This is a genomic window from Candidatus Curculioniphilus buchneri endosymbiont of Curculio glandium (assembly GCF_964275155.1).
In the GTDB taxonomy this organism is placed as follows: Bacteria; Pseudomonadota; Gammaproteobacteria; order Enterobacterales; family Enterobacteriaceae; genus Curculioniphilus; species Curculioniphilus buchneri.
The window spans coordinates 1,109,558-1,134,006 of the sequence record NZ_OZ193413.1 but is presented as its reverse complement, the minus strand read 5'-3'; the positions used below and the strand labels follow the sequence as shown (position 1 = coordinate 1,134,006).

The 24,449-nt window shown below is 27.1% G+C and carries 7 protein-coding genes and 4 tRNA genes; 6 read left to right on the top strand and 5 right to left on the bottom strand.

Going from position 1 to position 24,449, the window contains the following annotated elements:
- Positions 1–1,127: 1,127 nt before the first annotated feature.
- Positions 1,128–2,306 carry an MFS transporter TsgA gene (gene tsgA, locus ACICP0_RS03445; protein WP_395479915.1) on the top strand — a complete coding sequence of 393 codons (1,179 nt, stop codon included), beginning with the start codon at positions 1,128–1,130 and terminating at the stop codon, positions 2,304–2,306.
- 1,763 nt (positions 2,307–4,069) lie between these two features.
- Here tsgA and ACICP0_RS03440 read toward each other — a convergent pair.
- Positions 4,070–6,292 carry an NADP-dependent isocitrate dehydrogenase gene (locus ACICP0_RS03440; RefSeq protein WP_395479914.1) on the bottom strand — a complete coding sequence of 741 codons (2,223 nt, stop codon included), beginning with the start codon at positions 6,290–6,292 and terminating at the stop codon, positions 4,070–4,072.
- 1,601 nt (positions 6,293–7,893) lie between these two features.
- On the opposite strand from ACICP0_RS03440, the gene metL reads away from it, so the two are divergent.
- Positions 7,894–9,306, top strand: a complete 1,413-nt coding sequence (metL, locus tag ACICP0_RS03435) for a bifunctional aspartate kinase/homoserine dehydrogenase II (protein WP_395479913.1) — start codon at positions 7,894–7,896, stop codon at positions 9,304–9,306.
- 1,240 nt (positions 9,307–10,546) lie between these two features.
- Here the strand turns inward: metL and ACICP0_RS03430 are convergent.
- The 3 genes from ACICP0_RS03430 to ACICP0_RS03420 form a co-directional block, all read right to left on the bottom strand.
- Positions 10,547–10,620: transfer RNA gene (locus ACICP0_RS03430), tRNA-Met, on the bottom strand.
- A gap of 74 nt (positions 10,621–10,694) precedes the next feature.
- Positions 10,695–10,768: transfer RNA gene (locus ACICP0_RS03425), tRNA-Gln, on the bottom strand.
- Positions 10,769–10,793: 25 nt separating this feature from the next.
- Positions 10,794–10,876, bottom strand: a tRNA-Leu gene (locus ACICP0_RS03420).
- 1,586 nt (positions 10,877–12,462) lie between these two features.
- Between ACICP0_RS03420 and ACICP0_RS03415 the strand changes: the two genes are divergently transcribed.
- Both ACICP0_RS03415 and ACICP0_RS03410 read left to right on the top strand, forming a co-directional pair.
- Positions 12,463–12,544, top strand: a tRNA-Leu gene (locus ACICP0_RS03415).
- 523 nt (positions 12,545–13,067) lie between these two features.
- Entirely contained in the window at positions 13,068–15,200 is a 2,133-nt protein-coding gene (locus tag ACICP0_RS03410) for a TonB-dependent copper receptor (RefSeq protein ID WP_395479912.1), read from the top strand.
- 601 nt (positions 15,201–15,801) lie between these two features.
- On the opposite strand, the gene ACICP0_RS03405 is transcribed toward ACICP0_RS03410, so the two are convergent.
- Entirely contained in the window at positions 15,802–16,536 is a 735-nt protein-coding gene (locus ACICP0_RS03405; RefSeq protein WP_395479911.1) for a 1-acylglycerol-3-phosphate O-acyltransferase, read from the bottom strand.
- Between the two features lie 4,371 nt (positions 16,537–20,907).
- Between ACICP0_RS03405 and ACICP0_RS03400 the strand changes: the two genes are divergently transcribed.
- Together ACICP0_RS03400 and kdsA are read left to right on the top strand one after the other, a co-directional pair.
- The gene (locus ACICP0_RS03400; protein ID WP_395479910.1) at positions 20,908–21,510 is read left to right on the top strand and encodes a peroxiredoxin C; all 603 of its coding nucleotides are present in this window, start codon (positions 20,908–20,910) and stop codon (positions 21,508–21,510) included.
- A gap of 941 nt (positions 21,511–22,451) precedes the next feature.
- A complete protein-coding gene (gene kdsA / locus ACICP0_RS03395) occupies positions 22,452–23,348 on the top strand; it encodes a 3-deoxy-8-phosphooctulonate synthase (protein ID WP_395479909.1) in 897 nt (298 codons plus the stop codon).
- The last annotated feature ends 1,101 nt before the right edge of the window (positions 23,349–24,449 follow it).

Genomic DNA, 24,449 nt, shown 5'->3' with positions numbered 1-24,449 from the left:
AAGATGAAGAACAAAATATTGATTAGGCATTTTGCCTTTAATTTTAAAATTGTTAAATAGTAAATATTCTGCACACTTTTCAAAAAACGTGCGTGATCACTAAAATTTTATGTGATAGCAAAAATATTTAAATATTAGTGCATAGTAAACATATTAATATATATCAATTATGGTAGTTTTTTCACTAGCACATAAACTGTTATACATAACAGTGTGGTATGCTTATTAATTAGTTCAATATATTATTGACACTATAACTTCATTGAAGTTTTAAAAAACTAATAGATGATTCAAGTTAGTATATAAAAAGATATACATATATAGGTTCCGGATAAATGTTAAATTAAATTAATAATATTAATGACTAATCAGCTTATTATATCTATAATATATCGTCAAAGCAAAAAAGACGCAATATGTACTCTAGTATGGAGTAAACTATAATGCACATGTGTGATATATGTAGTTTTAACTGAATATCGATAAACTTATCGATACTCAATTGATTGAATTTATTTATATTCATACAATATAGTTATTTTCAGATTGTTAAATCAAATCTTTTTACAATGCTTACTAATACAGTACCTAGATAAAAAAATTTTCTTAAATTACTATTGACTATTTTTAGTATGATAAACAACCATTATATCAATACGTCATACAATTAGATTTCATGACACTAAACCAAATACTCTTATTAATCTTAAGCTGTTAATGATATCTAATAACTTTATTATCTTTTCATACCTAATATCTAAATATTTTTATAATCATTTTATGATATGAGTTTAGATAAACGAAAAAGTGGCGTATAAAATAACATAGTGAATATGAATCCAGAAGCTCATAAAACAAGTTGGTTAAACTAATTCTATTGATACTGACAATATCTTTACATAAAAGATGACTTATTTAATAAGATCGGTGACATAATAATAAAATATTTTTTCTAAAATTTTTTAGAAAATAAATAATATTATTTACAAGACAGCAGACAATAAATAATCAAATAAATAATCAGTTAATCATGTTATTATTATAAACTTTATAGGATACGCGACTAGATCCATCTGAAATGGATTTAGTGTTTCTAATTTTTAATGAACATAAAAGTTGTATTAGATATGAATCTTACAAACAAGTTAAAGCTGATGTGGATTAGTTTTTTATCTTACGGTTTAACAGGAGCATTGGTTATCGTTACTGGCGTGGTGTTAGGAAATATTGCTGATTATTTTAAAATACCTATTTCAAATATGAGCCATACATTTACTTTTCTTAATTCAGGGATTTTGATAGCAATTTTTTTCAATGCCTGGTTAATGGAGATCATTTCTTTAAAACGACAATTGATATCAGGTTTTTTTTTAATGGTTTTAGCCGTATTAGGTTTAATGAAAAGTTATAATTTGATCATTTTTTCCTTATCAATGTTTGTTCTTGGCATTGTTAGCGGCATCACAATGTCTATTGGTACCTATTTAATTACTTATCTTTATGCTGGACGACAGCGTGGTGCACGTTTGTTATTTACCGATTCTTTTTTTAGCATGGCCGGTATTTTATTTCCTCTACTGGCAGGGACATTATTAGCACATCATATTATGTGGTATTGGGTATATGCCTCTATTGGTGCGTTGTATATAATTATCTTTGTTCTAACCATGTTATCTGATTTTCCAATTTTAAGCACTAAACGTACTGATATTTCAAATCAAAGCTTACAGAAAAGAGAAAAATGGGGATTAAGTGTTGCGCTATTAGCGATAGCGGCGCTATGTTATATTTTAGGTCAGCTTGGTTTTATTTCATGGATACCAGAATATGTAATCTCACGTTTTCATTTGAATATAGAACATGCTGGTAAGTTAGTGAGTAATTTTTGGTTTGCTTATATGGTTGGAATGTGGATATTTAGCCCATTGCTACGTTTGTTTGATTTACAACGAACTGTCACGGTTCTATCTGCGCTTTCGGCAACAATTATGTATGTATTTATCCAAACCAATGATGTTATCTTCTTAGCCTGGTCTCTTATAGGTCTAGGTTTTATATCAAGTGCTATTTACACTACCATTATTACTCTTGGTTCTCAGCAAACTAAAGTGACATCACCAAAATTAGTCAATTTTATTCTGACTTGTGGCACTATTGGGACTATGTTAACATTCGTCGTCACTGGTTTTATAGTGGAAAACTATAGTATCCGTGTAGCATTACAATTTTCTAACTTACTCTATGTAATAGTGTTTATCTTATGTTTCTTATTAGGTTTTATCAGCCGTCATGAAAAAAATTCATAATCAAACTAGTTAATACTAGCCATCATGCCCCCGTTCATTGCTAATGAACGAATTATAATTAGATCATACTGTTTTTGATTTAATTGTATGAAATTACAAGAGAGCATGCGATATTTCTGGTATTTTAATATTAGAGAATAAGATTGATATAATATTTCATACATCCGACCAACTCTGTTGTTGATATCTTGCTAGATAACGAATATAAAATATTAAATATGTCCATTCATACTCTTAATATAAGTGAAGTATGGGGTTTTTCATTATTAATTATTGATGGTCAAAGTAATGCTTCTTACGACTATATTTAACATGGAGTTAATCTGATTGCTCTTCTATGGAAGGAAATTATATAATAAACATTGATTTTACATGTTATTCCATATTTTATTTTTTTAAAATAATATACAGTGATAAAAAAATTCTTTATTGTCAGGATGAATATCCTAAAAAATTAGTAATAATTATTTAAAATGTCATTTTAAAACATGATGCTGTTTGCATTACTTTATTGTTTCGCTAAATTTTTATGCATGGAAAAAATATGTAAATTTTGTTGTTTTTATTAAAAAAGTTATTTTATAGTGACAAATAAATGACCAACAATGTGGTTGATTGTTATGTGTACAATGTTAAATTAGTTAATTAAATATTGTATGTATGATAAAAAGCATCACAATTAATCTATATACTAAATACTAATTTTCAATTAGTTACAGGTTTTGGGGTATGTCAATGTCAATAAGAATACATCGTATGTAGTATTTTTTTATTTATGTAATTTTTTTTATCAAATTAATCTATAAATATGATGATTCATCATTAATCTATTTTGTTATCAATTCCTTAGTTAGATTGAGACGATAAAATTTTACTAGCTAGAAGTGCTATGTTTTAAAAAACCAAAAAATTTATCGTCAAATTTATTTCATAAACACTAGAAACTGAACCATAATAGCTAAATTTTAAATATAAAATGCATCAATATTAACATAAATATCATCATAGTTTTAATAAAATATTGAGAATACCTTACGATTTGTTAATGCAATTTAGTTACCGATTCTCTTTTGTAAAAAAAGAGATATATACTTTCAGTAAAGTATTGATCTTAGATATAGTAGACACACTAAAATTAGTCTTAAAAATTACCATTTTTGATTAATAAAAAAGTTTACTAGTAGTACTGATTCTGGAAATTAAAATGTCTGTGGAATTTAAAATACTCTAATTACTAGATGTAAAAGCGATACGCTCATCCATTAATTAATGTTCAGAAATCATTATAATATCAATTTGTTATTATTCTAAATAAGTTAGAATAACAGTGAATTTCAATGTTAAATATAATTGATTATTACATACAAAAGAATATTACATAAATAGGCGACATGGTATAAATTACCATCATCCAATTCTCTTTCATTCAAAAAGAATGAGTGGTAAATAATGTAATGAAAAGTATAATTTTTACTAAAAACTAAAATTAATAACTTGTGATTTAAAACGGTTAAAATATAAAAATTAACTAACTTATTTTCTTCTTTATAATATATTACATACAATTTTTAAAATACCTAGTTGACTCAACTAATTATAAGTAAAGTATCACGCAGCTATGCATTACTATTTATATTGTTTCTTTTTTCTCAAAGCATATATAATTAGCCTCATTCTTTAGAATATTCAGTATATCAAATTTAATGCCTATTGCTGCTTGAATGAGATGGACTAGAAGGAAGAATCTATCAAACATCTAAACTTTATATCAATTGTAAGATATTACTAAATCGTACGCTAGGACACATGATTTTTTTGACGAGCTTTGAATGTGGGTGGTAATATCCGCCAATATCTACGTTTTTTCCTTGTCCTAAATTAATATCAGAGATAATATTTTCTTCATTATTAGTTAGTTGGTGCGAAAAAGTAGTGAAATGATGTTTCAGAGAGAAATCTTCATTTTGCTCTGCTAGGGCTTGTGCCCAGAATAATGCTAAATAAAAATGGCTTCCACGAGTATCGAGTTCTCCTACTTTTCCAGATGGAAATTTATTAGCAGATAGTAGTTTATTAATTGCGTTGTCAAGCATGTTTGCTAAAATTTTAGTTTTTCTATTATCATAAAAAGTACCAATGCGTTCTAATGAAGCAAATAATGCTATAAATTCTCCTAATGAATCCCAACGCAAATGATTTTCCTTTATAAACTGTTGCACATGGTTAGGTGCAGTGCCTCCAGCACCAGTTTCAAATAAAGTTCCACCAGCCATTAACGGTACTATAGATAGCATTTTAGAGCTACTTCCTAATTCTATAATAGGAAATAAGTCTGTTAAATAGTCTCGTAGTACATTTCCTGTAACTGAGATAATATCTTTACCTTTCCTGATTCGTTCAATAGAAAATAATGTAGCATCTACCGGAGACATAATACGAATATCTAATCCATTAGTATCGTAATTTTTTAAGCAATTTCGAACTTGTTTGGTCACAAGTCTATCGTGTGCGCGCGATTGATCCAGCCAGAATACTGCCGGTATACCTGATTCACGAGTACGATCAATTGCTAATTTCACCCAATTGTAAATTGGTTCACTTTTAGTATGAGTCATACGCCAGATATCGCCAACGTCAACTGGATGCTCTAAAAGTAACTTACCTGTATCGTCGATAATATGTACTGTACCATTGGTCGAAATTTGGAAAGTTTTATCATGTGAGCCATATTCTTCAGCTTGTTCTGCCATTAAACCAATGTTATGCATACTACCCATAGTAGTTGGATCAAAAGCGCCATGTTGTTTACAATCTTGAATTACTGTTTGATAAACACCAGCGTATGAACGATCAGGGATAATTGCTTTAGTGTCGTGAAATTTTCCATCAGATCCACACATTTTTCCAGCATTTCTAATCATTGCCGGCATAGAAGCATCAATAATCATACCATTTGGTACATGCAAATTAGTAATCTCTTGTTCTAAATTTACCATTGCAATTTGTGGACGTTCAGCATATAATGACTTTATAGCTTTAATAATTTCCGTTTGTTTAATTATCGGTAATTTACTGATTTTAAAATATAAATCGCTAATTCCGTTATTGGGATTAAAGCCTATAATTTGCAGTTCTTCTCTATATTGGTCAAAAACCTCTTTATAAAATTCAGATACAACAACGCCAAACATAATGGAGTCAGATATTTTCATCATACTTGCTTTTAAGTGCAATGATAATAATATCTTTTTTTGTTTAGCATCTTGGATCTGCTGAGTAATAAAATTGCTGAAAGCATGCTTACTCATTACTGCAGCATCAATAATGTCAATAGGTTGTACAGTGTGTATTTTTAAAGGTTCTTGATCACCACAAGAACTAATGAAGTTAATACTTATGTTTCCATGTTGTTGAATCAATATAGATTTTTCACTGCCATAAAAATCATCATGTAGCATATGGGCAACATGAGATCTAGATGATGCATTCCATTTTCCCATAAAATGCGGATGCTTACGAGCATAATTTTTTACTGATGGTAATATACGGCGATCAGAATTACCTGCACGCAATACTGGATTTACTGCACTTCCTTTTATTTTTTCATAACGGAAATTAATTTCTTCCTCCTCTTTGGTTTTTGGGTCATCAATATAATTTGGCAAAGCGTAGCCTTGATTTTGCAACTCTATAACAGCAGCTTGTATTTGTGGCAGAGAAGCACTTATATTTGGTAGTTTGATAATGTTAGCTTCCATCTTAACTACTAATTGGCTTAGTTCTATTAGATGATCAGATAGACGTTGTGTTGAGTTAAGATATTCTGGAAAATTAGCAATAATGCGGCTCGCTAATGAGATATCACGAGTTTCAATAAAAATACCTATTGATTTTGTAAATTTATGGATTATTGGTAATAATGAGTATGTCGCTAGTGCTGGAGCTTCATCGGTAAGTGTGTAAATAATTTTAAATTTATTAATCATTGATCGTGTTCATGCCTATGATGTTTAAAAGTGCAATATTATTTTATATATTTTTGATATTACTTAGTAGAGTAGATATCATATTGATATCATAACGAGTCATTCAAAATAAGATTTCTTTATGAAACGTAGGTAAAGGAGATTCCTCATTACTTTATCATGGTTTGTTAATTTATTAGATTGGATTCACTTTTTCAAAAGTGCCATTTTAGAAGTAGTTATCTAAAATAATATAAGCATACAATATTTTATGCATTAATTTTTAGTAGTGACACCGTGTCATGAAAATAATATTTATTATTAATTATTCAACAACATAATCTTATATACTTGATTTATGTTTTTACTTATATATAACACTATTTTAGTAATTAAATTACTAGATTTATTTATATTGAGTGCAACGTTTTTTACATATCTTACAAACAAAGATTACTTTTTAATTTTATTAACTGATATATATTAGGATTATAAGATACAAATCATTTTATTTGTAGAAATTGTTGAATAAAAAATCAAATAGCACTAATCTTCAGCTATGTTATCAACATGTGTATAAATGTTGCGATAGAGCTTAAGAAATTTCTTATAGTTTCATATAAATGGTATATCTAAGCAAAAAAGTATTTCATGATTCAATCGACGAGATTTAATAGCTAACGGCATTAATAATTTAGATTATTTTAAATTATTCACAATGATTTTAATAATATTGTTTAATATTATATTAGTGGTTTTACCATAATAAAAATTATCATTTTATCTAAACTGTTTGTATTAATTTTTATTTATTTAAATATTAACTTTTAATAAAAAGTAATGACATTCTAATAAATATTTTATTCATGATAGCACAATTTTTCTAACTTCTTAAAAATTACTTCACATAGATAATATCTGTTATTATTATCAAAAATATGACAATGATAAATATATTTTATTTAATTCATAAGATTATTCATATACTTCATTGGTTGTTTTAACATACTTCATTTTAATACTATAATTGAACCAGTGATGTAACTTCATGAAAAATATTTTTTTAAATATTCTAATTTATTGCTAGAATAATATGTTATAAATAAAAAGGCTAATTTATATAATCAATCCTATAAATAATAATGTAGGTATATCACATAATCATGTCATATTGATGACACATAAAGCATTATAGATTCCATATCTATATCAGTAATTATCATATTATAAAATATAAAAATATACTAGCAATAATACTATGAATAAAATTGTCGTATTAGGTTCGGTTGATTAATAATGATGTTACAATATAACATATTTAATACATAGCCTAAATATCCTATTTTATATTTATAAATGAATGAAAGATAAAAATTTACGTTTAATGTAATGTATTGCAATGCTACACTATGAATATTTTAATTAGGATATAAAATTGATATAAAATTGATCTGTTATATCATATCCATAATGTATACTAAGGAAGTATTTAAAAGAAATTTTTAAAATTATATGGCTTTAGCTAAATAAACATCTCATTATGAGTGTGTCTATTAAGATTAAATTAAACAATATAGATTTAATAGCCTATAAAAATTTCTATATACCTTTGTGAGGTAAATATGAGTACATTAGTCAACATGAAGGATATAAATAGTCGTCAACTTCATAAATTTGGCGGAAGTAGCCTATCCAACACAGAATGTTATCAGAGAGTTGGGAATATTATGGCCAAGTATAGTCAGCCTGGTGATTTAATGGTGGTTTCTGCAGCAGGTAATACTACCAATCAACTCATTAATTGGCTGACATTAAGTCGAACCAACCCTATTATAGGATATCAGATACAGCAGAATTTACAACAGTATCAAACCAGTCTTATTAACGGATTATTACCACCTCTGGTAGCTAAACAACTATTTACTATTTTCATCAAAGAACTGAGACAATTAGCCACAATAATTAACTCTGTTATTACCGACGCAGTATATGCTGAAGTCGTCGGATATGGAGAAATATGGTCTGCACGTTTAATGGCTGCTCTACTTAATCAAAATAATATTCAAGCACGATGGTTGGATGCACGAAATTTTCTATATGCTGAGCGCGCAGTTCAGCCTCAAATAGACACAAATCATTCATGGCCGTTTCTACAGAAAATTTTAAGTCAACACCTTGCTAAAAGACTAGTAATAACAGGATTTATTTGTCGTAATAAAGCGGGTGAAACTGTGCTATTAGGTCGAAATGGAAGTGATTATTCTGCGACTCAAATTGGAGTACTTGCTGGCGTGCAGCGAATTACTATTTGGAGCGATATAGCAGGTATCTATAGCGCTGATCCTCATAAAGTAAAAGATGCTTATTTATTACCTTTATTACATTTGGACGAGGCTAATGAATTAGCTCGATTAGCGGCTCCAGTTCTTCATGCTCGGACATTGCAACCAATTTTTGGTAAAAATGTGGATTTATTATTTCGTTGTAGTTATCGACCAGAAAAAGGCTGTACTCAAATTAAGCGTGAAAAAATAATGTCAGGTAAAAGGACAACAATTATTATTAATCATGATAATGTTTATCTAATTGAATTGACTATCCTATCAAGGAATAATTTTTCGTTAGTGCATAATCAAGTGAATTTAGTGATACAATATGCTCAGATGAAACCATTAGCTGTAGGCGTACATCGTGATCGTTGTCTACTACAATTATGTTATACTTCCGAAACTGTTGATAATGCATTATGCATTTTTAAAAAAACCGGATTACCTGTGCGTTTTCAGTTACGCAAAAGCATATCATTAATTGCATTGGTTGGCATAGATGTAGCTAATAATCCTTTATATATCCAATGTCTCTATCAACAGCTAATAGGTTTTCCTATCGAATTTTTTTGGAAGGCAAAAAACGGCATGAGTTTAGTGGCAGTACTAAGTACTGGGCCTACAGAACATTTGATACAAAAATTTCATAGTTTATTATTTTATACAACAAAATATGCTAATCTAACGCTGCTTGATAAAGCAATATGAGTTCTTATTAAAGAGAAAGCATTTTTTTATGAGAACAAATAACTTTATGCAACACAAATCACATTAACATGAAATTAAAACTTCTAATATTGTTTAATAGAACAATAAAAAAAGAAATTTTGTTAATGTATTAATGTATTGTAGAATATAGAACGATTTGAATATACATTATCTTATTTCAATTTTCTTAAAAATTGGCTTTGATAAAAATCAATTTTTATTGATGTAATTTTTTAAAAAGAAGTTATTTAAATTAAATTCCATTATTAACGTGCCAACATGATGAGATACCTATTAATACTTACACATCACTTAATGTAATATCTAATGCAATAAAGTAGATTCAAAATATTGATGATTTTTTTATATTTAATTCAATTAATGTATGAACTTTATAATATACATGTATTCAATAAATTTATTCTGTATTTAGTTTTATTTAATTAAAATTTAATTGGTATTTAGTTTTAATATTTTAAAGCAGATTTTAAATTTTGACATTCTCTCCATTGGTTCATGTGGTTCATAAAACACAATCCAATTTTTTGCAGTGGATTCAAAACTAATACTTTTAAGAAGTAATCATTAAAGAATGTAAAAAGATCACTGTTCCTTTCTCACATCGATATGCAATGTCATTGTATAGTAGTCAATTATTAATTTTAGTGCACTTAAAACATTCTAACTAATACTCAAACTAATGTTGAACGGAGAGCATAACAAATCGTAACTATATTGTATGTTTTACATATCTATCTATTATGATATACATCATCAAAGTTATACATCAATTCAATGGTTCTACTTTCATATAAAAAAATTACTGTAGTTTTTCAAAAACAACGACACTTAACATTTGTCTAGTTATGACAATATTATTGATATCACTACATGTACTTCAATATCATACTAAATTTTTATAGATTAGCTAAAAACTAGATTTTTAATGAGGTTTTAGATATCGTATAGTGCTTTACTTTTAAAGTGGACCTCAACTGGATGATGAGATCGATAATTTATTGCAGTAGAAAACATAATTATTCCGTGTACAATTCTTCTAATACATTTTACTAAAAATTCATATTTTATATTACAATGCCATTGTGTTTTCATATAAAAAATATAGTTTTTTTAATCTTTAAATACATATATCACTATGGTTGGGTACCAGGATTCGAACCTGGAATGACGGAATCAGAATTCGGAACTTTTCCCATTTTGCTATACTCCAAAATTATAGTAGCTACGACAGGACTTGAACCTGTGACGCCAGCATTATGAGTGCTGTGCTCTAACCAGCTGAGCTACGTAGCCGTGATCAATAACTGTCTTTTAATAAAAAACTTGTAATAACAAAATTCCATCAAAGATATTAAAGATAATGTAAGCTGGGATACCAGGATTCGAACCTGGGAGTGGCGGGATCAAAACCCGCTGCCTTAAACCACTTGGCTATATCCCAATCGATGCTTTACAAGAGTGTATGATGCGGGAAGCGAGATTTGAACTCGCATACTCTGATAGTGCCAGAACCTAAATCTGGTGCGTCTGCCATTTCCGCCACTCCCGCATTAGTATACCAAGATTCTTATATAATCAATTATAGATTATTTTGATTTAATTACTTAATTCAATAACAATTCAACATCACTTTGATTTAGCAATTTAAAAATCATTATGTGAAATCACTAGGTTTCAGTCAACCTTTTATTGATTAACTATTATTTTAAACGTTGTTAAGAAAGCTTATTGTAGCTGAAATCTACTCAAGAAATAAAATAATTAAGTAGATTGATTATGTTTTAAAAATTTACATATAAATTTCTAGAAATTGGTTTAGGCCTATTGCATACTTAATGCATGTTTTTCTATTATGCATACTAATAAATTCACTTTTTCTGATAAAATATGTATACCAATTTTGGTCTAAACATAAGTTTACCTTATATTTAATTTATCTTAATAGATTTATTCAGTGGAAAAAATTAGATCTCTAATAAGCTGATTTTATAAATATTTTTAGTTTTTATACTTAAAATAATCAATCTTCAAATGTCACTTCATTAGAACACAATTTTTTTTGTATAACAAGAGGTATTAATCCGCCAATTATTAATCGGTAATGATTTTAATTGTTAATTAAGATTACTTTTATTTAATTATTAAAATGTATATCATTGTATTTTTTCTTTTGATTGTAATAGAAGATTACGAAACAACGAAACGAATGGGATAATATACTCATAGAGTATATCAATTGTATATTTATAAATATAATATACATCCAAGTTAAAAACCATGTATTGATTTGATCAGTAAAGAATGTACAATAATCGGTTATATATCGAATTTTTAATATTTCTATAACATCATTATTCTTTTCAAGATTGTACTTGGGTACGGGCAGTGTATAAAAACTAAAATAGCTACCATTCTAGTAAAAACTGCACTATTGTAATATAATACATAAAACAAATTCGCAAGTATACTATAATGGGATATTTTAATATTTAACTTCATAAATTATATGACAAATAACCTTGTTCCTATTTATATCATAAAAATTAAATCATCATTATTCATGATGATATATCATCAAACTGATATGTTTAATTTTTATTAAATCAATGCATTCTAAATTTTAGAAAAGAATTACAATGAAAGTGAATCGAACTATCGAGTCATATTTTCTAAATATAAGACGTTATCTTATACAAATAGTTGACATATTATCAGTATGTTGTCTATCATTTTAGCAGTGGTTTATCTTCTCCATGCATTAAAAGCTTAGACAGATTGATTTAGTTAATAGAAAAATAAAGTTGATTTTTTTGTATTCAATGTTTTTCAAGAAATAAATAATTTACATAATATTTAATTTAGAATAAAATATTTGTATTCAGAAAATACTAAGCATAGTTGCTATACTTGTTATGAACTATATTTTAATAATGAAATTATCAAAAAGAGTTTAACTCGTATAGCGTTAATGCATGTTTGGAAGATTTATTAGATTGTATTTTTGATGAAAATATTTAATTTTTATAAATAAAAAGAAAAAAATGGTGATAATTTTAAAAGATCGGAAAATATTTTTAAAAAATTTTTAATTATACGAATAATGCAGAAGATGTTTATATTCTAAACTATACTTTAGCCGGAGTGGCGAAATTGGTAGACGCAGTTGATTCAAAATCAACCACCTTTGGGTATGTCGGTTCAAATCCGACCTTCGGTATCATATATATAGAAAAATTTTCCAAGCTTCTAAATATAAATCTCGTATATTGCGTATATTAATATGCTGTATTATTATTAATGTCTATGTTCAATAGAACTGAAGAAAAACGAATAAAAATCTTTATTTTTAAATGTTAAATGTATATGAAAATAATATTTTAAGATAGAGAATTGTCATTCTAAAAAACATGATTGATTTTTTTGTTTAAGTAAATATGCAAAACAGGTTATCATTAACCATTAAGTGGACTTATTAATAAATATATCAAAGACATTGATAACTAATACAAAATTCTCCCGAGTCTATCTGACTTATCCTAAGTCTATCTGATTTAGATATAATATTATTTGGCGTGGTCGTTTCATATTTTTCGGATAAAAATTCGAGCTAGTATGTCCCTATTTTATATTGACATGTTGCTTATAAATTTAAAAAGTAATGACATTAGCTATATGCGACCACATAATCCAGGATTAGAACCTGAAGACAACTTTTTTATTAAATAAGGAAACACATAGTTATGTCAGATACTTTCCGGGCGTGGTCACGCCCACTTATAGTGCTACGTGCAATGTTATTGCTGGCATTATTTATATTTAACATGTCATTTAGCCCGCATGCAGCCAATGATCCTCTCTCTAAAATCGAAGAGCGCGCTCTTAATTCGAAGAATTACAACTATAAAAATATAGGCAGCTCTTTGGACACTTCGAGGGAAAATGACAATGTGATTGTTATTACTGCACAAAAAGAATCACCACTTACTGTAACACTGTCTCCAAAACATTCCAATCACGTCCTGTCGGCTAACGATAGTGTAAACTATTTAAAAATTATTCCCGGATTTACATTAATCCGTAATGGTGGGACTAATGGTGATCCAATTTTTCGAGGCATGTTTGGCTCCAGGCTACGTATGTTAGTTGAAGGTGGTGAAATACTTGGTGCCTGTGCATCACGTATGGATTCACCAATTGCTTATATTCATCCAGAAAATTTTGATTGTATAACGCTGATTAAGGGGCCTCAATCAGTATTATGGGGTCCTGGCGCATCAGCAGGTATATTACAGTTTGAACGTGTAAGACCGCACTTTGATGCACCAGGAATGAAGTTGAATAGTAGTATCTTAATTGGTTCAAATAGTCGGTTGGATCAGAATCTTGATACTTCATTAGGCGATGTGTTTGGTTATCTACGTCTGGTAAGCAATTTATCTAGATCCGGAAATTATCAAGATAGTGAAAAACGACCAGTCCATTCCGGATGGCGAAAATGGAATAGTGATATAACATTTGGTTATACGCCATCATCAGAAAAGTTAATAGAGATCTCTATAGGACACGGTAACGGTAATGCACAATATGCTAGCCGAAATATGGACGGAACTTATTTTAAAAGAAATAGTATTGGAATAAAATTTGAGCAAAATGCAATAAATAATAACATCTTAGAGAAAATAGAAATCCAAGGATGGTATCATTATGCTGATCATGTGATGGATAATTATAGGAGACGAGATTTGTTATTACGTCCATCAGTACTTGTATGTCCATTAGCTATTAAACCTAGTTTTATCAGGGCTCCTATGCGCCATAATATCGATCGGCTTACTTTAGGAGGCCGTAGCATTGGAACCTGGCAATGGTATAATTTACAATTACAGGGTGGAACGGATATGCAAGTTAATTGGCATCGAAAACATGCTAAAAAAGAGGGTTGGCAAGAAGATTCGTGTTTCCAAGATGGTGGAATTTTTGCTGAATTAAAATGGTGGTTTAAACCAGAAAATAACCTAATTAGCGGCATACGAATTGAAAATACAGTTTTAAAATATCATCCTACAAAAAAGATAATAAAAAAACGTCGTGAAACATATCCTGCTGCTTTTTTTCGCTTGGAACACAGGTCTAACAATTTTCCTTTGATGATTTATTGTGGTACAGGAATGAGTGAAAGATTTCCGGATTATTGGGAAATTATGACCCTTAAGTCTGGACGAGGATCAGGATACGATGCATTCGATCGACTTAAACGCGAAAAAACTACGCAGTTAGATCTTGGAGCACATTTGCGGCTTAAAAAATTTAATAGTTGGATTTCAACTTATACTGGTCAAATAAAAGATTTTATCTTATTTCGCTATGATAGCTCAAATTCAAAGAATAATCGAGCATACAATGTTGATGCTCGTACTCTTGGCAGCGAAATGGGTTTAAGTTATCATCTTTCTGATCATTGGCGATTGAAAAGTAGCGCAGCTTGGTCGTTTGGTAAAAATAAAAGTACACATAAACCTTTACCCCAGATTCCTCCTCTTGAGGGACGCTTTTCTTTAGGTTGGGTAGAAGGAAATTGGAGTATTACAGGTTTATGGCGTTTGGTAGCAGCTCAGAAGCACATTGCTTTAAATGAAGGCAATGTTGTAGGAAAAGATTTTAACTGTAGTACAGGTTTTGGGGTGTTATCTAGCAATATAACCTGGAAAGCTTCAAAGATATTCAAGATCAATGCAGGTGTGGATAATTTGCTTAATCGACGTTATAGCGAGCACCTTAATCTTGCTGGCAATCCAGAATTTGGTTATGCTGCTAAATCTCCACTAATTGAGCTAGGACGTACATTCTGGGCTCGGGCAAATCTTTTCTTTTGATTGTTTATGTAAACAATATAATAGCAGTATATTTTAAAATATATATATCCCATGTTTTATCTTATCTATAAGATAAGTATAAAACAGAGGAGTGATTAGATTTAAATATAAGATCTTCAAAAGAAATAGGATATTGAATAATATATTTTAATATGATGCACATAATATCTTCATGATAATAGTATAAAAATATAGTATAATTAGTTACTACTAGTAGATTGGTGTCAATTAGAAGATATAATTATTTTAAGTATATAATGTGAGGGTATTCAACATTTTTTGGACTCTAACTAGACAAGAAGCAATAATGTACTTTTATTGTTCTTTCTCCCCCCCTCTTTATTTTATATATTTTACATATTTTCTGTATTCTCATATTTATTTAAAAATCATTATTTATCGTAGTTAAAATAGAAAAGACATGTGATCCAATATTTTTACTATTTAAATCGAAATAACCTATATAAGTTACCAATATAGAATTCCATTAATAGTAAGAGGTAGCAGTGAAATAATAGGTATAAAGTAAATATACTCACATCAATTTATTGTGATTCAACGGGAAAATTTAACTGAATATAATGAGATAACTGAGCGTTAATTAGCGTCGAAGAGATTCCCGTATAGCAACTTCTGTATTCAATTCATCTAGTTTGATCTTCATCATGTCCCAACAATATTTAGATAATTCTCGTAATTGTTCCCGACTATAGAAAGACGTATCTATAGGTGGTAAAATTTCAATAATAACTAATCCGTTAGACCAGCGATTCAGTTTGATTTTATTTGATGTGTTCGATACGCAAATTGGTACGATAGGAACACCAGCCTCTATCGCTATATAAAAGGCGCCGATTTTGAATGGAAGAAGACCTCGCCCACGACTTCGTGTGCCTTCTGGAAACATCCAGATTGAAACATTATTCTTTTTTATATTGTGGATTATTTTAGTTAAGGTCTCATAAGCATGAGTAATATTATTACGATTAATTAATAAATTACCACTCAACCAATATAGAATTCCAAATAAAGGCACCCACAATATGTTTTTTTTGCCCACTGTAACTGTACGCGGTTGTACTACACATGAAGCCGTGACCATGTCATAATTATTTTGATGGTTTGCGATATAAATACAATTTTTAGGTAATCTTATCCCCTTGGGATAGCGTATTTCTGTTCGAATGCCGAACAGAGGAGACATACGACCAAACCAGCGTCCAAAAGTTGCAACATGACGAGGATTTCGTGGACTAAACGAACAATATATTAATCCACATATGCAGATTAGAATAGATAAGAGTACTGCAGCAATGCTGCGAATGATAGCAAGCATATAATATATAACCTTTTCATTTCAAAACTGCAATACATGTTATTTTAATTTATATAAGGTTAAACAGTTATTTAAAATAATTGACAAATTATATAATATAATTACTTATTTAAAATATATCTATATTATATCGATATCACATTATTCCAGTGCTAGAATTAAAATATCGCTTATTTTAAGCGAAAAGATACAATGCAATTCGTTTTTTAATTAGTATCGAACTAGAATATATCATTTTGACTAAGATTTACTTTATGTTGTTCAACATAAAATAATAGGTAATTTTTATTATAATAGATATAGTATGACAAGTCGAATTTTGTCTTTTTGATTATGTCTAAACATGAAATCAAGACAATTTTATTGTTTTACCTTTTTTGGACAAATTGAGATGTGTGTTATTAAAGAAATAAAGATTGGCTAAAATCAGTAATATCTAAAATTTTATTTTCTGAATTTGAAATAAGATGTATTACTGTGATATGTTAGATTAACTGACTAGTCAATCATAAATTTAATTACAAGATATAATATGAATACAATTGAATTTTTCTCCCATTACAAACTTAGTAGAAACGTTAATGTTTCAATCAGTGCTTTGCTTGAGATTACATGTTGGTAATGTGATTTAGATCGAGTACGTATAATCATTCGATAGAATGAATTTACAAATATTATTATTCATTGAATATGTTTAATGTATTAATAAATAGTTATCTATAATTTTAGAGCTGACTCTAATTTAGGTTAACACTGTAATTTATAATATTTTTTGAATTTATCCGATCTATCAATAGAATTGATAGAATGATGATGGCTAGTTTAATAGAATATCTTTTTTTAGCATTGTTACTTTTTTAAATGTTGATTTAAGCAATCATAACATTTATTTCTATAAATAACAGCATCTATTGTGAATGTTGAACAAACTTGCTCAGTTGCCGTTGTAAAAAAGAGTATTTTTTAAGATAAATAATTTTAATTTTAAGATGATATTATAGATAAATTTCATTTTAGATTGTACCGATACATCGGTATGTAGATTACTACTTAATATGGATATTGTATGTTATACAATTAAACTTAAAATAAATTATTAATACATAAACTTACAATATGTTACCGTTTTGCAGTCCTTATCAAAGGATAAATTTAACTATATGTAAATAATATTATTATTATCAGTTAATTATTTTAATCTAAATGTCATTTAAATTGTACATTTTCTAACAGTCATTCATTAAGTTTAATTAAATCATTTTAGAATTATCTGGATCAATTAAAATAAAGTTTTATTGCCATTAGCAGTTAATTTGTTTTATATATATTTTATCAGTAATTTATTCTAGTTTCGTTATACTAGATACTAAAGATGGTGATACGGTAATCACCGCGTTATATTTTTAATAAATCATTATATGCGTATGTACATAAATATGGGTTTAATTAAATAATTTTTAGTTTTTCGAAAAATGGAAGAATTATTATTGATTCAATAGACAAGGTCATTTATATATGTTAGAAATTGATCTAATAATACAATAAGATTAGTTAGCAAAATAACTATGGTGGTATTTCTTATTAAAGTCATGTTTTACGAAAAAACACTCCAGCTTATTATTCCTACTTTAATAACAGTGGCGCTATCATGCAGTATAAGTAGTATGTTTTTGATAATATTTGAATTTTTCATTTTATATCAAAATTTATTATATTATAAATGATAATTTGGTCCTAACTAACTTAGTTAGGTCTGTATATTACAATGAATGTATTTTGGTGTCATAATATGGAGCATTAAGTATGATCTGATGTCCTAATGTGATTATTTTTTTCATTGTTTATTATTGAAAAAACGATGAAAATAATAGTTATGTCATTGACATTTTAGTTTTAAAGCAGTTTTTTTGAAGTTGAAGAAAATATATTTTCAATAGGTTGGTAATGACATAAAACAAATTTTTTATATTTTTACTAAGATAGTAAATTAAAATTTTTCACATTATGTAAATCACACAGCAATTCAGATTGTATCACTAATACATGACAATATACAGTAGTCTATGATGGTAGATGCAGATTAAATCACAGGATTATAGGCACTACTTTCAATAGTTTGATATAACTTTTCCATCCGTTTAATATTCCGGCCTTAATTATTTATTAATTATTTTTGTTAAACTGATCCTCATATAATAAGGAGTGTTATTTATTTACTAATAATCAATATTGACTAACGAATAACACTTTATTTTATATAAATAGTTTTTTAGCTATGGACATTTATTTATTACTAAACATCAGACTAAAATTTAGTTGACCATTATTAATGTTCTATTTTTATGAAATATGTCAATCGTTATTAATTCCTTTATTATATGATATTCATATAGAAAATTTATAGTCATATCATATATCATACAAATAATTTTATCGGTCTGTTATTATTTTGATAGAAATATCTATTTCTTTTTTTTATGTAACAAATATTTCTATTATCAATTTGTTTGCTGTCAACTAATCTAGTTCAGTTTTTTAAATAAAATTTATTTTTCACATTGGCTTGTAAAGATTTTTGAAATATTTTTAATATATGCATCTTAAGATGCGTTTTAATTTAAAAAGTTATATTTTATATTTTACTGTTTCTAATTTAGCAACAAAGATCCTAGATTCTTCTTCATTATATTAAGGAAAAAATATAGTTTATATGTAACACCAAGCAGTACTAATAGTATATAGTCATAGTCTGAGTGTACTTTAGGTAATTTTCATTGCCTAAAATTAAAGATAACTTGATCAAAAGATCCAAAATAACCATTTCTTTTGAAAAATTTAGATTCATAAAAAAATAAAGAAAATCGCCATCAGTATATTGAATAGTATGAGATCGTCGTTACACTGCGTTACAGTGAAGAGATATATGATAACGTAATTTAAAGCATAATGTTTTTGATTCTATAATAAACTCATCTATAGGATTGCTAGTATTTATTGTAAATGCCTTATATTGCATATAAGGATTATAGATATCATATACTTACTTATATGATCTATTATCGTACTTGTTCTCTTTTCAAATAAATAGAAATATTCTATATTTTGATTGTAAGATCAAACTTTTAGTCATTAATTGAATCTAAGTATTAGTATTACGTTTATTCATTAGTAAATTTTTTCAATTTTTGAAATAAAATTTATTAAAATACTACGAAGTGTATAGATTTAGTATATCTATTAACTTTAAACATTTAATACATAATAAATATTATCAGTAATATACTGTCTCAAATAATATGTGATTTATTTTATTAGAATAATTACAGTTAATGTAATAATATTCGATATTTCTAGCGTTCTACCATCATGTTTTAATATAGCATATTAAATTATTTTTAATTAAAAATAGAATAAGTTACATTATTTTTTTAGAAAATAATATAAATTATCTTAATTTTTGAACTAAAATTCATAGAATTTATCTACTATACAAAATAGTATTAAATACTTTATTAATTAACAAAAGTATGTACAGATATACATGTAGTGTAAAATCTACAGATTTTATCTAATATTATCAATATAATGAATCGAAATTAAATTAAGAAGAGAACAGGAACGAAACTATATGTTATTTTATAAATGTAATCATGAATTACTACATGAAAATTATTTAATTAAAAATTAGAACGTTTTTAGTATGAAAGATACTTGAATGTTAATTCATAATGCAGTTTATTAATTTTAATTGACTATGTATTACTAATATATAGCTATATAATGATATATGTATAACACGTATTATATTTATATTTTTGTAACTAAAGTTGTTAATTTACTATACTTTTAAAATATATATTTTATAATCAGTCCGATTAATTGTAATAGTTCACACCATATCTTAAAAGTTATGTAGTAAATTTATTTTTACTATATGTTAATAGTTATATAATAAATTGACTGATAATATCATGAATGTATATTAAGATTGTTTATCTTAAGTTTGTATTACTCTTTTATAAATAAAATAATTTTAATTATTAATAAATCTTAATAATAAATATTGTAATTTAATTGTCAAACAATATCACCTAATTTAAATAACCAATTGTTCTTCATCAAAAATGAATTTTATTCATCATATATTTTTTAATCGTATCTTTTATAATAAAAAGTTAAGTTAACTAATCTGATTGTTACTAATCAATACCAATATTCTTTATATTAAAACTCTGTGATTAATCTTTCTTATACCCTGTATTACATTAATGATTCTATCAAATAGATTAGACTTTACTTTTTTTTCGGAAAGTTATAGAATATTTTTTTAATATAGTTAGTCAATCTAAATTTTGTTGAAAAGGAATAGATATGGTATTAGTCGCTCGTCAAGCTCCAGATTTTACTGCCGCAGCTGTTCTGGGAAACGGTACAATTATTAATAATTTTAATTTAAAATCTTATATTCACGATAAATTTGCAGTTATCTTTTTTTGGCCAATGGACTTTACCTTTGTGTGTCCATCAGAATTAATTGCTTTTAACAATCGCTATACTGCATTTCAACAACGTAAAGTTGAAATTATTGGGATATCTTTTGACTCTGAATTTGTTCATAATGCATGGCGATTCACATCAATTGAAAAAGGTGGAATTGGCCAAGTTCAATATATTATGGTAGCAGACGTAAAACGTAATATAATGAAAAGTTATGGCATTGAACATCCTGATTCTGGTGTTGCATTACGAGGTTCTTTCCTCATTGACAAATCAGGTATTGTGCGTCATCAGGTAGTCAATGATCTCCCATTTGGTCGAAATATTAATGAAATGCTCCGTATGATTGATGCATTACAGTTTCATGAAAAACATGGAGTCGTATGTCCAGCTCAATGGGAAAAAGGCCAAGAGGCAATGGAAGCTTCACAAGAAGGTGTTATTCGATATTTATCGACACACTTTAAAAATCTTTGATCAATTTTAGTGAAAATTGAATACTATATGTTTATATATGTGTTTGAATATAAAAACAGTAATTTAGTTGACAATGTTGTTGATAAATAAGATTGTTAATTCTAGTTGATTCAAATTATTGAAAATAATATATTGTAAAATGGAAAAGTACAATTATTTTAACGTTGAAATTTTAAAACAAAATGAATTTATATTATTAATGGATTAAAGATTCTAAACAAGGATATGAGAGAGCTATAAGCTAACGATTATAGCTTTTAATTAATTGTCTATATTCTTTATTGAATTTTAATTATCATATTATTTCTGTAAGTTTCATATGTCAGATATCCAACATGATATGAGAAATAAAAATATGTATATATCATTGAATGAATAATAACTGAATGAGTGTAACTGAATGAGTGTAATTGATGTTTATTTATAGGATCTTAACTATATTAAAAATTTTTACTCAGTAGTTTTAATGCATATAATATATTAGCACGTGTTAACAAATAGTAAATTAGAACATTATTCATAGTAAATTCTGACTATGACAAATGATAAAAATTTTTCAATGAAACATTTAAATATCAATATTTTAAAATACGTGTCATTATTTATAATATGTTAAGTTAAGAATTGTTTGTTATTTTTAAATTCATGGATCATATGGGATCCTGCTACTTATTTAGATTGAAGAATATTGTTGTATCAACAAATAAAGTACTAATTTGATAATTCACCATTTTATTGATGATAAAATTAACATTTTTTAATTTAATATTATTTAATATTCTATAACATAGAATTTAATTCTAATAAATATAAAATTATTTATCAAAAGTACATTTAAATTTATTGGTTTTATTCATTATTTTCATTAAAAAAGTGAAGCCTTATTTTATTAATAAATCCGATAGTTATTATCATAAGTTGAAATTAAGCATCAATACAATATGAAACATTTAGTCGTTAACATTGGTAATATTAAAATAGCAAATGATCGGCCATTTGTATTATTTGGAGGTTTAAATGTTTTAGAATCACGTGATTTAGCAATGCGTGTATGTGAGCACTATATAACCGTGACTAATAAGTTAAATATTCCATATGTATTTAAGGCCTCATTCGATAAAGCAAATCGATCTTCTGGTCATTCTTATCGTGGTCCAGGATTAGATGAAGGCATAAAGATTCTTTCTGAAGTAAAAGCACAATTTGGTGTTAAAATGATGACTGACGTGCACGAAACTAGTCAAATAAAATCTATTGTGGATGTAGTAGATGTTCTTCAATTACCAGCATTTTTAGCACGACAAACGGATCTAATAAATGCTATGGCATGCACTGGTTCAGTTATCAATATAAAGAAACCACAATTTATCAGTCCAGGACAAGTTGGAAATATCATTAATAAATTCCGAAAAGTTGGTAACAATCAATTGATTGTTTGTGAACGAGGCAGTAGTTTTGGTTATGATAATTTAGTAGTTGATATATTGGGATTTAATGTAATGAAAAAAATTTCCGGCGGCTGTCCAGTTATTTTTGATGTAACTCATTCATTACAAATGCGTGATCCATTTGGAGAAGTTTCTAAAGGACGTCGTGAGCAGATAAGCGAATTAGCTCGCGCTGGTATGGCTGTTGGAATTGCAGGATTATTTGTTGAGGCGCATCCTGAACCAGATAAAGCTAAATGTGATGGTTCGTCAGCTTTAACGCTGATACATTTGGAAAAATTTTTGCATCAAATGAAATTAATTGATATTTTAGTTAAATCATTCTCTAAACTTGGTATTGACATTGATTCAATGCCAGAAAATAATTCTTTATTAACTAACCTTGATTAAAAGTATGTTTTTTATAGCTCTGATAACGTTGATACAAATGAATTGCTTTGATCCCTATATAAGTAGTGATACATCATATAAGTAGTGATACATCTAACACTATGTAGTTTACTAATTAATATTTAATATTAAGCAATATATAGTTTTTCCAAAATATTAGAATATATATTAATTCAATATTTTTATCTTAATAGAATTTTAGCGTACATTTTATTGTTTACGTTTATTTAATATTTATTATTTATAAATAATATGTATATATTGATATAACATAAATTATTTAATTTTATAAATTATAATCTATGAATTCATTTAGGACTTATTAATGGGAAAAATTTTACATTATCATTTTATTTCTCATGAAAAATTTTTGTAGTTATTCAATGTATACTAAAATAGTATTTACAATACAATGATCTTTTTAAAACTTAAGGTTTTTTACTTAAAGATAAAATTACTGCTAATGTACTATTTAAAAATTTTAAATTTACTTAAAACAATAATGAATATATAATCTTAAGTATGCGTAGTAGAAAATAATAGGGTTTTAATGAATTAGAATATGAAAAATTATATTTTTATATTAATAAATATTATTATTACTTCAATTTTAAAAATATTAAATAGAACAATCTTAAATGAAAATAAATAATTTGAAACAAATAATTTACTGTGGAAATAGTCCGCAGTTTACTGGGATAGGATTCACTAAAAAGAATAGTTCCATGAATATCTGAATGATTCATTAAGATCAAGTTATCTTTTAAGTTCTAACACTCCATTTTCTATAGCCTTCCAGTTCAATGGTATACCTACTATACATAATGCTATACCGATGTATAATTTTGTTTTAACTATAAAATATACTATATTGGATAGTATCATTTGACCAATATATTTGAAGGACAATATAATCTAATAGCCCTTGATTTATCCATAATCGGATATCTTACGTAAGTAAGCAAAATCACACATAGATGATTTCCTTATGTAACAAAAATCATCAGATGCATTTCGCCAAACAGGCTTAACACCGTAATTTTTGGTTTTATCAACTACTTAATAGCCTTTGATACTTCTTATATTAATAAAAAAGTATCA

What these genes read in the sequence shown, in the direction of transcription:
- tsgA (WP_395479915.1), top strand. Translation starts at nt 1,128, where the DNA reads ATGAATCTTACAAACAAGTTAAAGCTGATGTGGATTAGTTTTTTATCT.
- ACICP0_RS03440 (WP_395479914.1), bottom strand. Translation starts at nt 6,292, where the DNA reads ATGATTAATAAATTTAAAATTATTTACACACTTACCGATGAAGCTCCA.
- metL (WP_395479913.1), top strand. Translation starts at nt 7,894, where the DNA reads ATGAGTACATTAGTCAACATGAAGGATATAAATAGTCGTCAACTTCAT.
- ACICP0_RS03410 (WP_395479912.1), top strand. Translation starts at nt 13,068, where the DNA reads ATGTCAGATACTTTCCGGGCGTGGTCACGCCCACTTATAGTGCTACGT.
- ACICP0_RS03405 (WP_395479911.1), bottom strand. Translation starts at nt 16,536, where the DNA reads ATGCTTGCTATCATTCGCAGCATTGCTGCAGTACTCTTATCTATTCTA.
- ACICP0_RS03400 (WP_395479910.1), top strand. Translation starts at nt 20,908, where the DNA reads ATGGTATTAGTCGCTCGTCAAGCTCCAGATTTTACTGCCGCAGCTGTT.
- kdsA (WP_395479909.1), top strand. Translation starts at nt 22,452, where the DNA reads ATGAAACATTTAGTCGTTAACATTGGTAATATTAAAATAGCAAATGAT.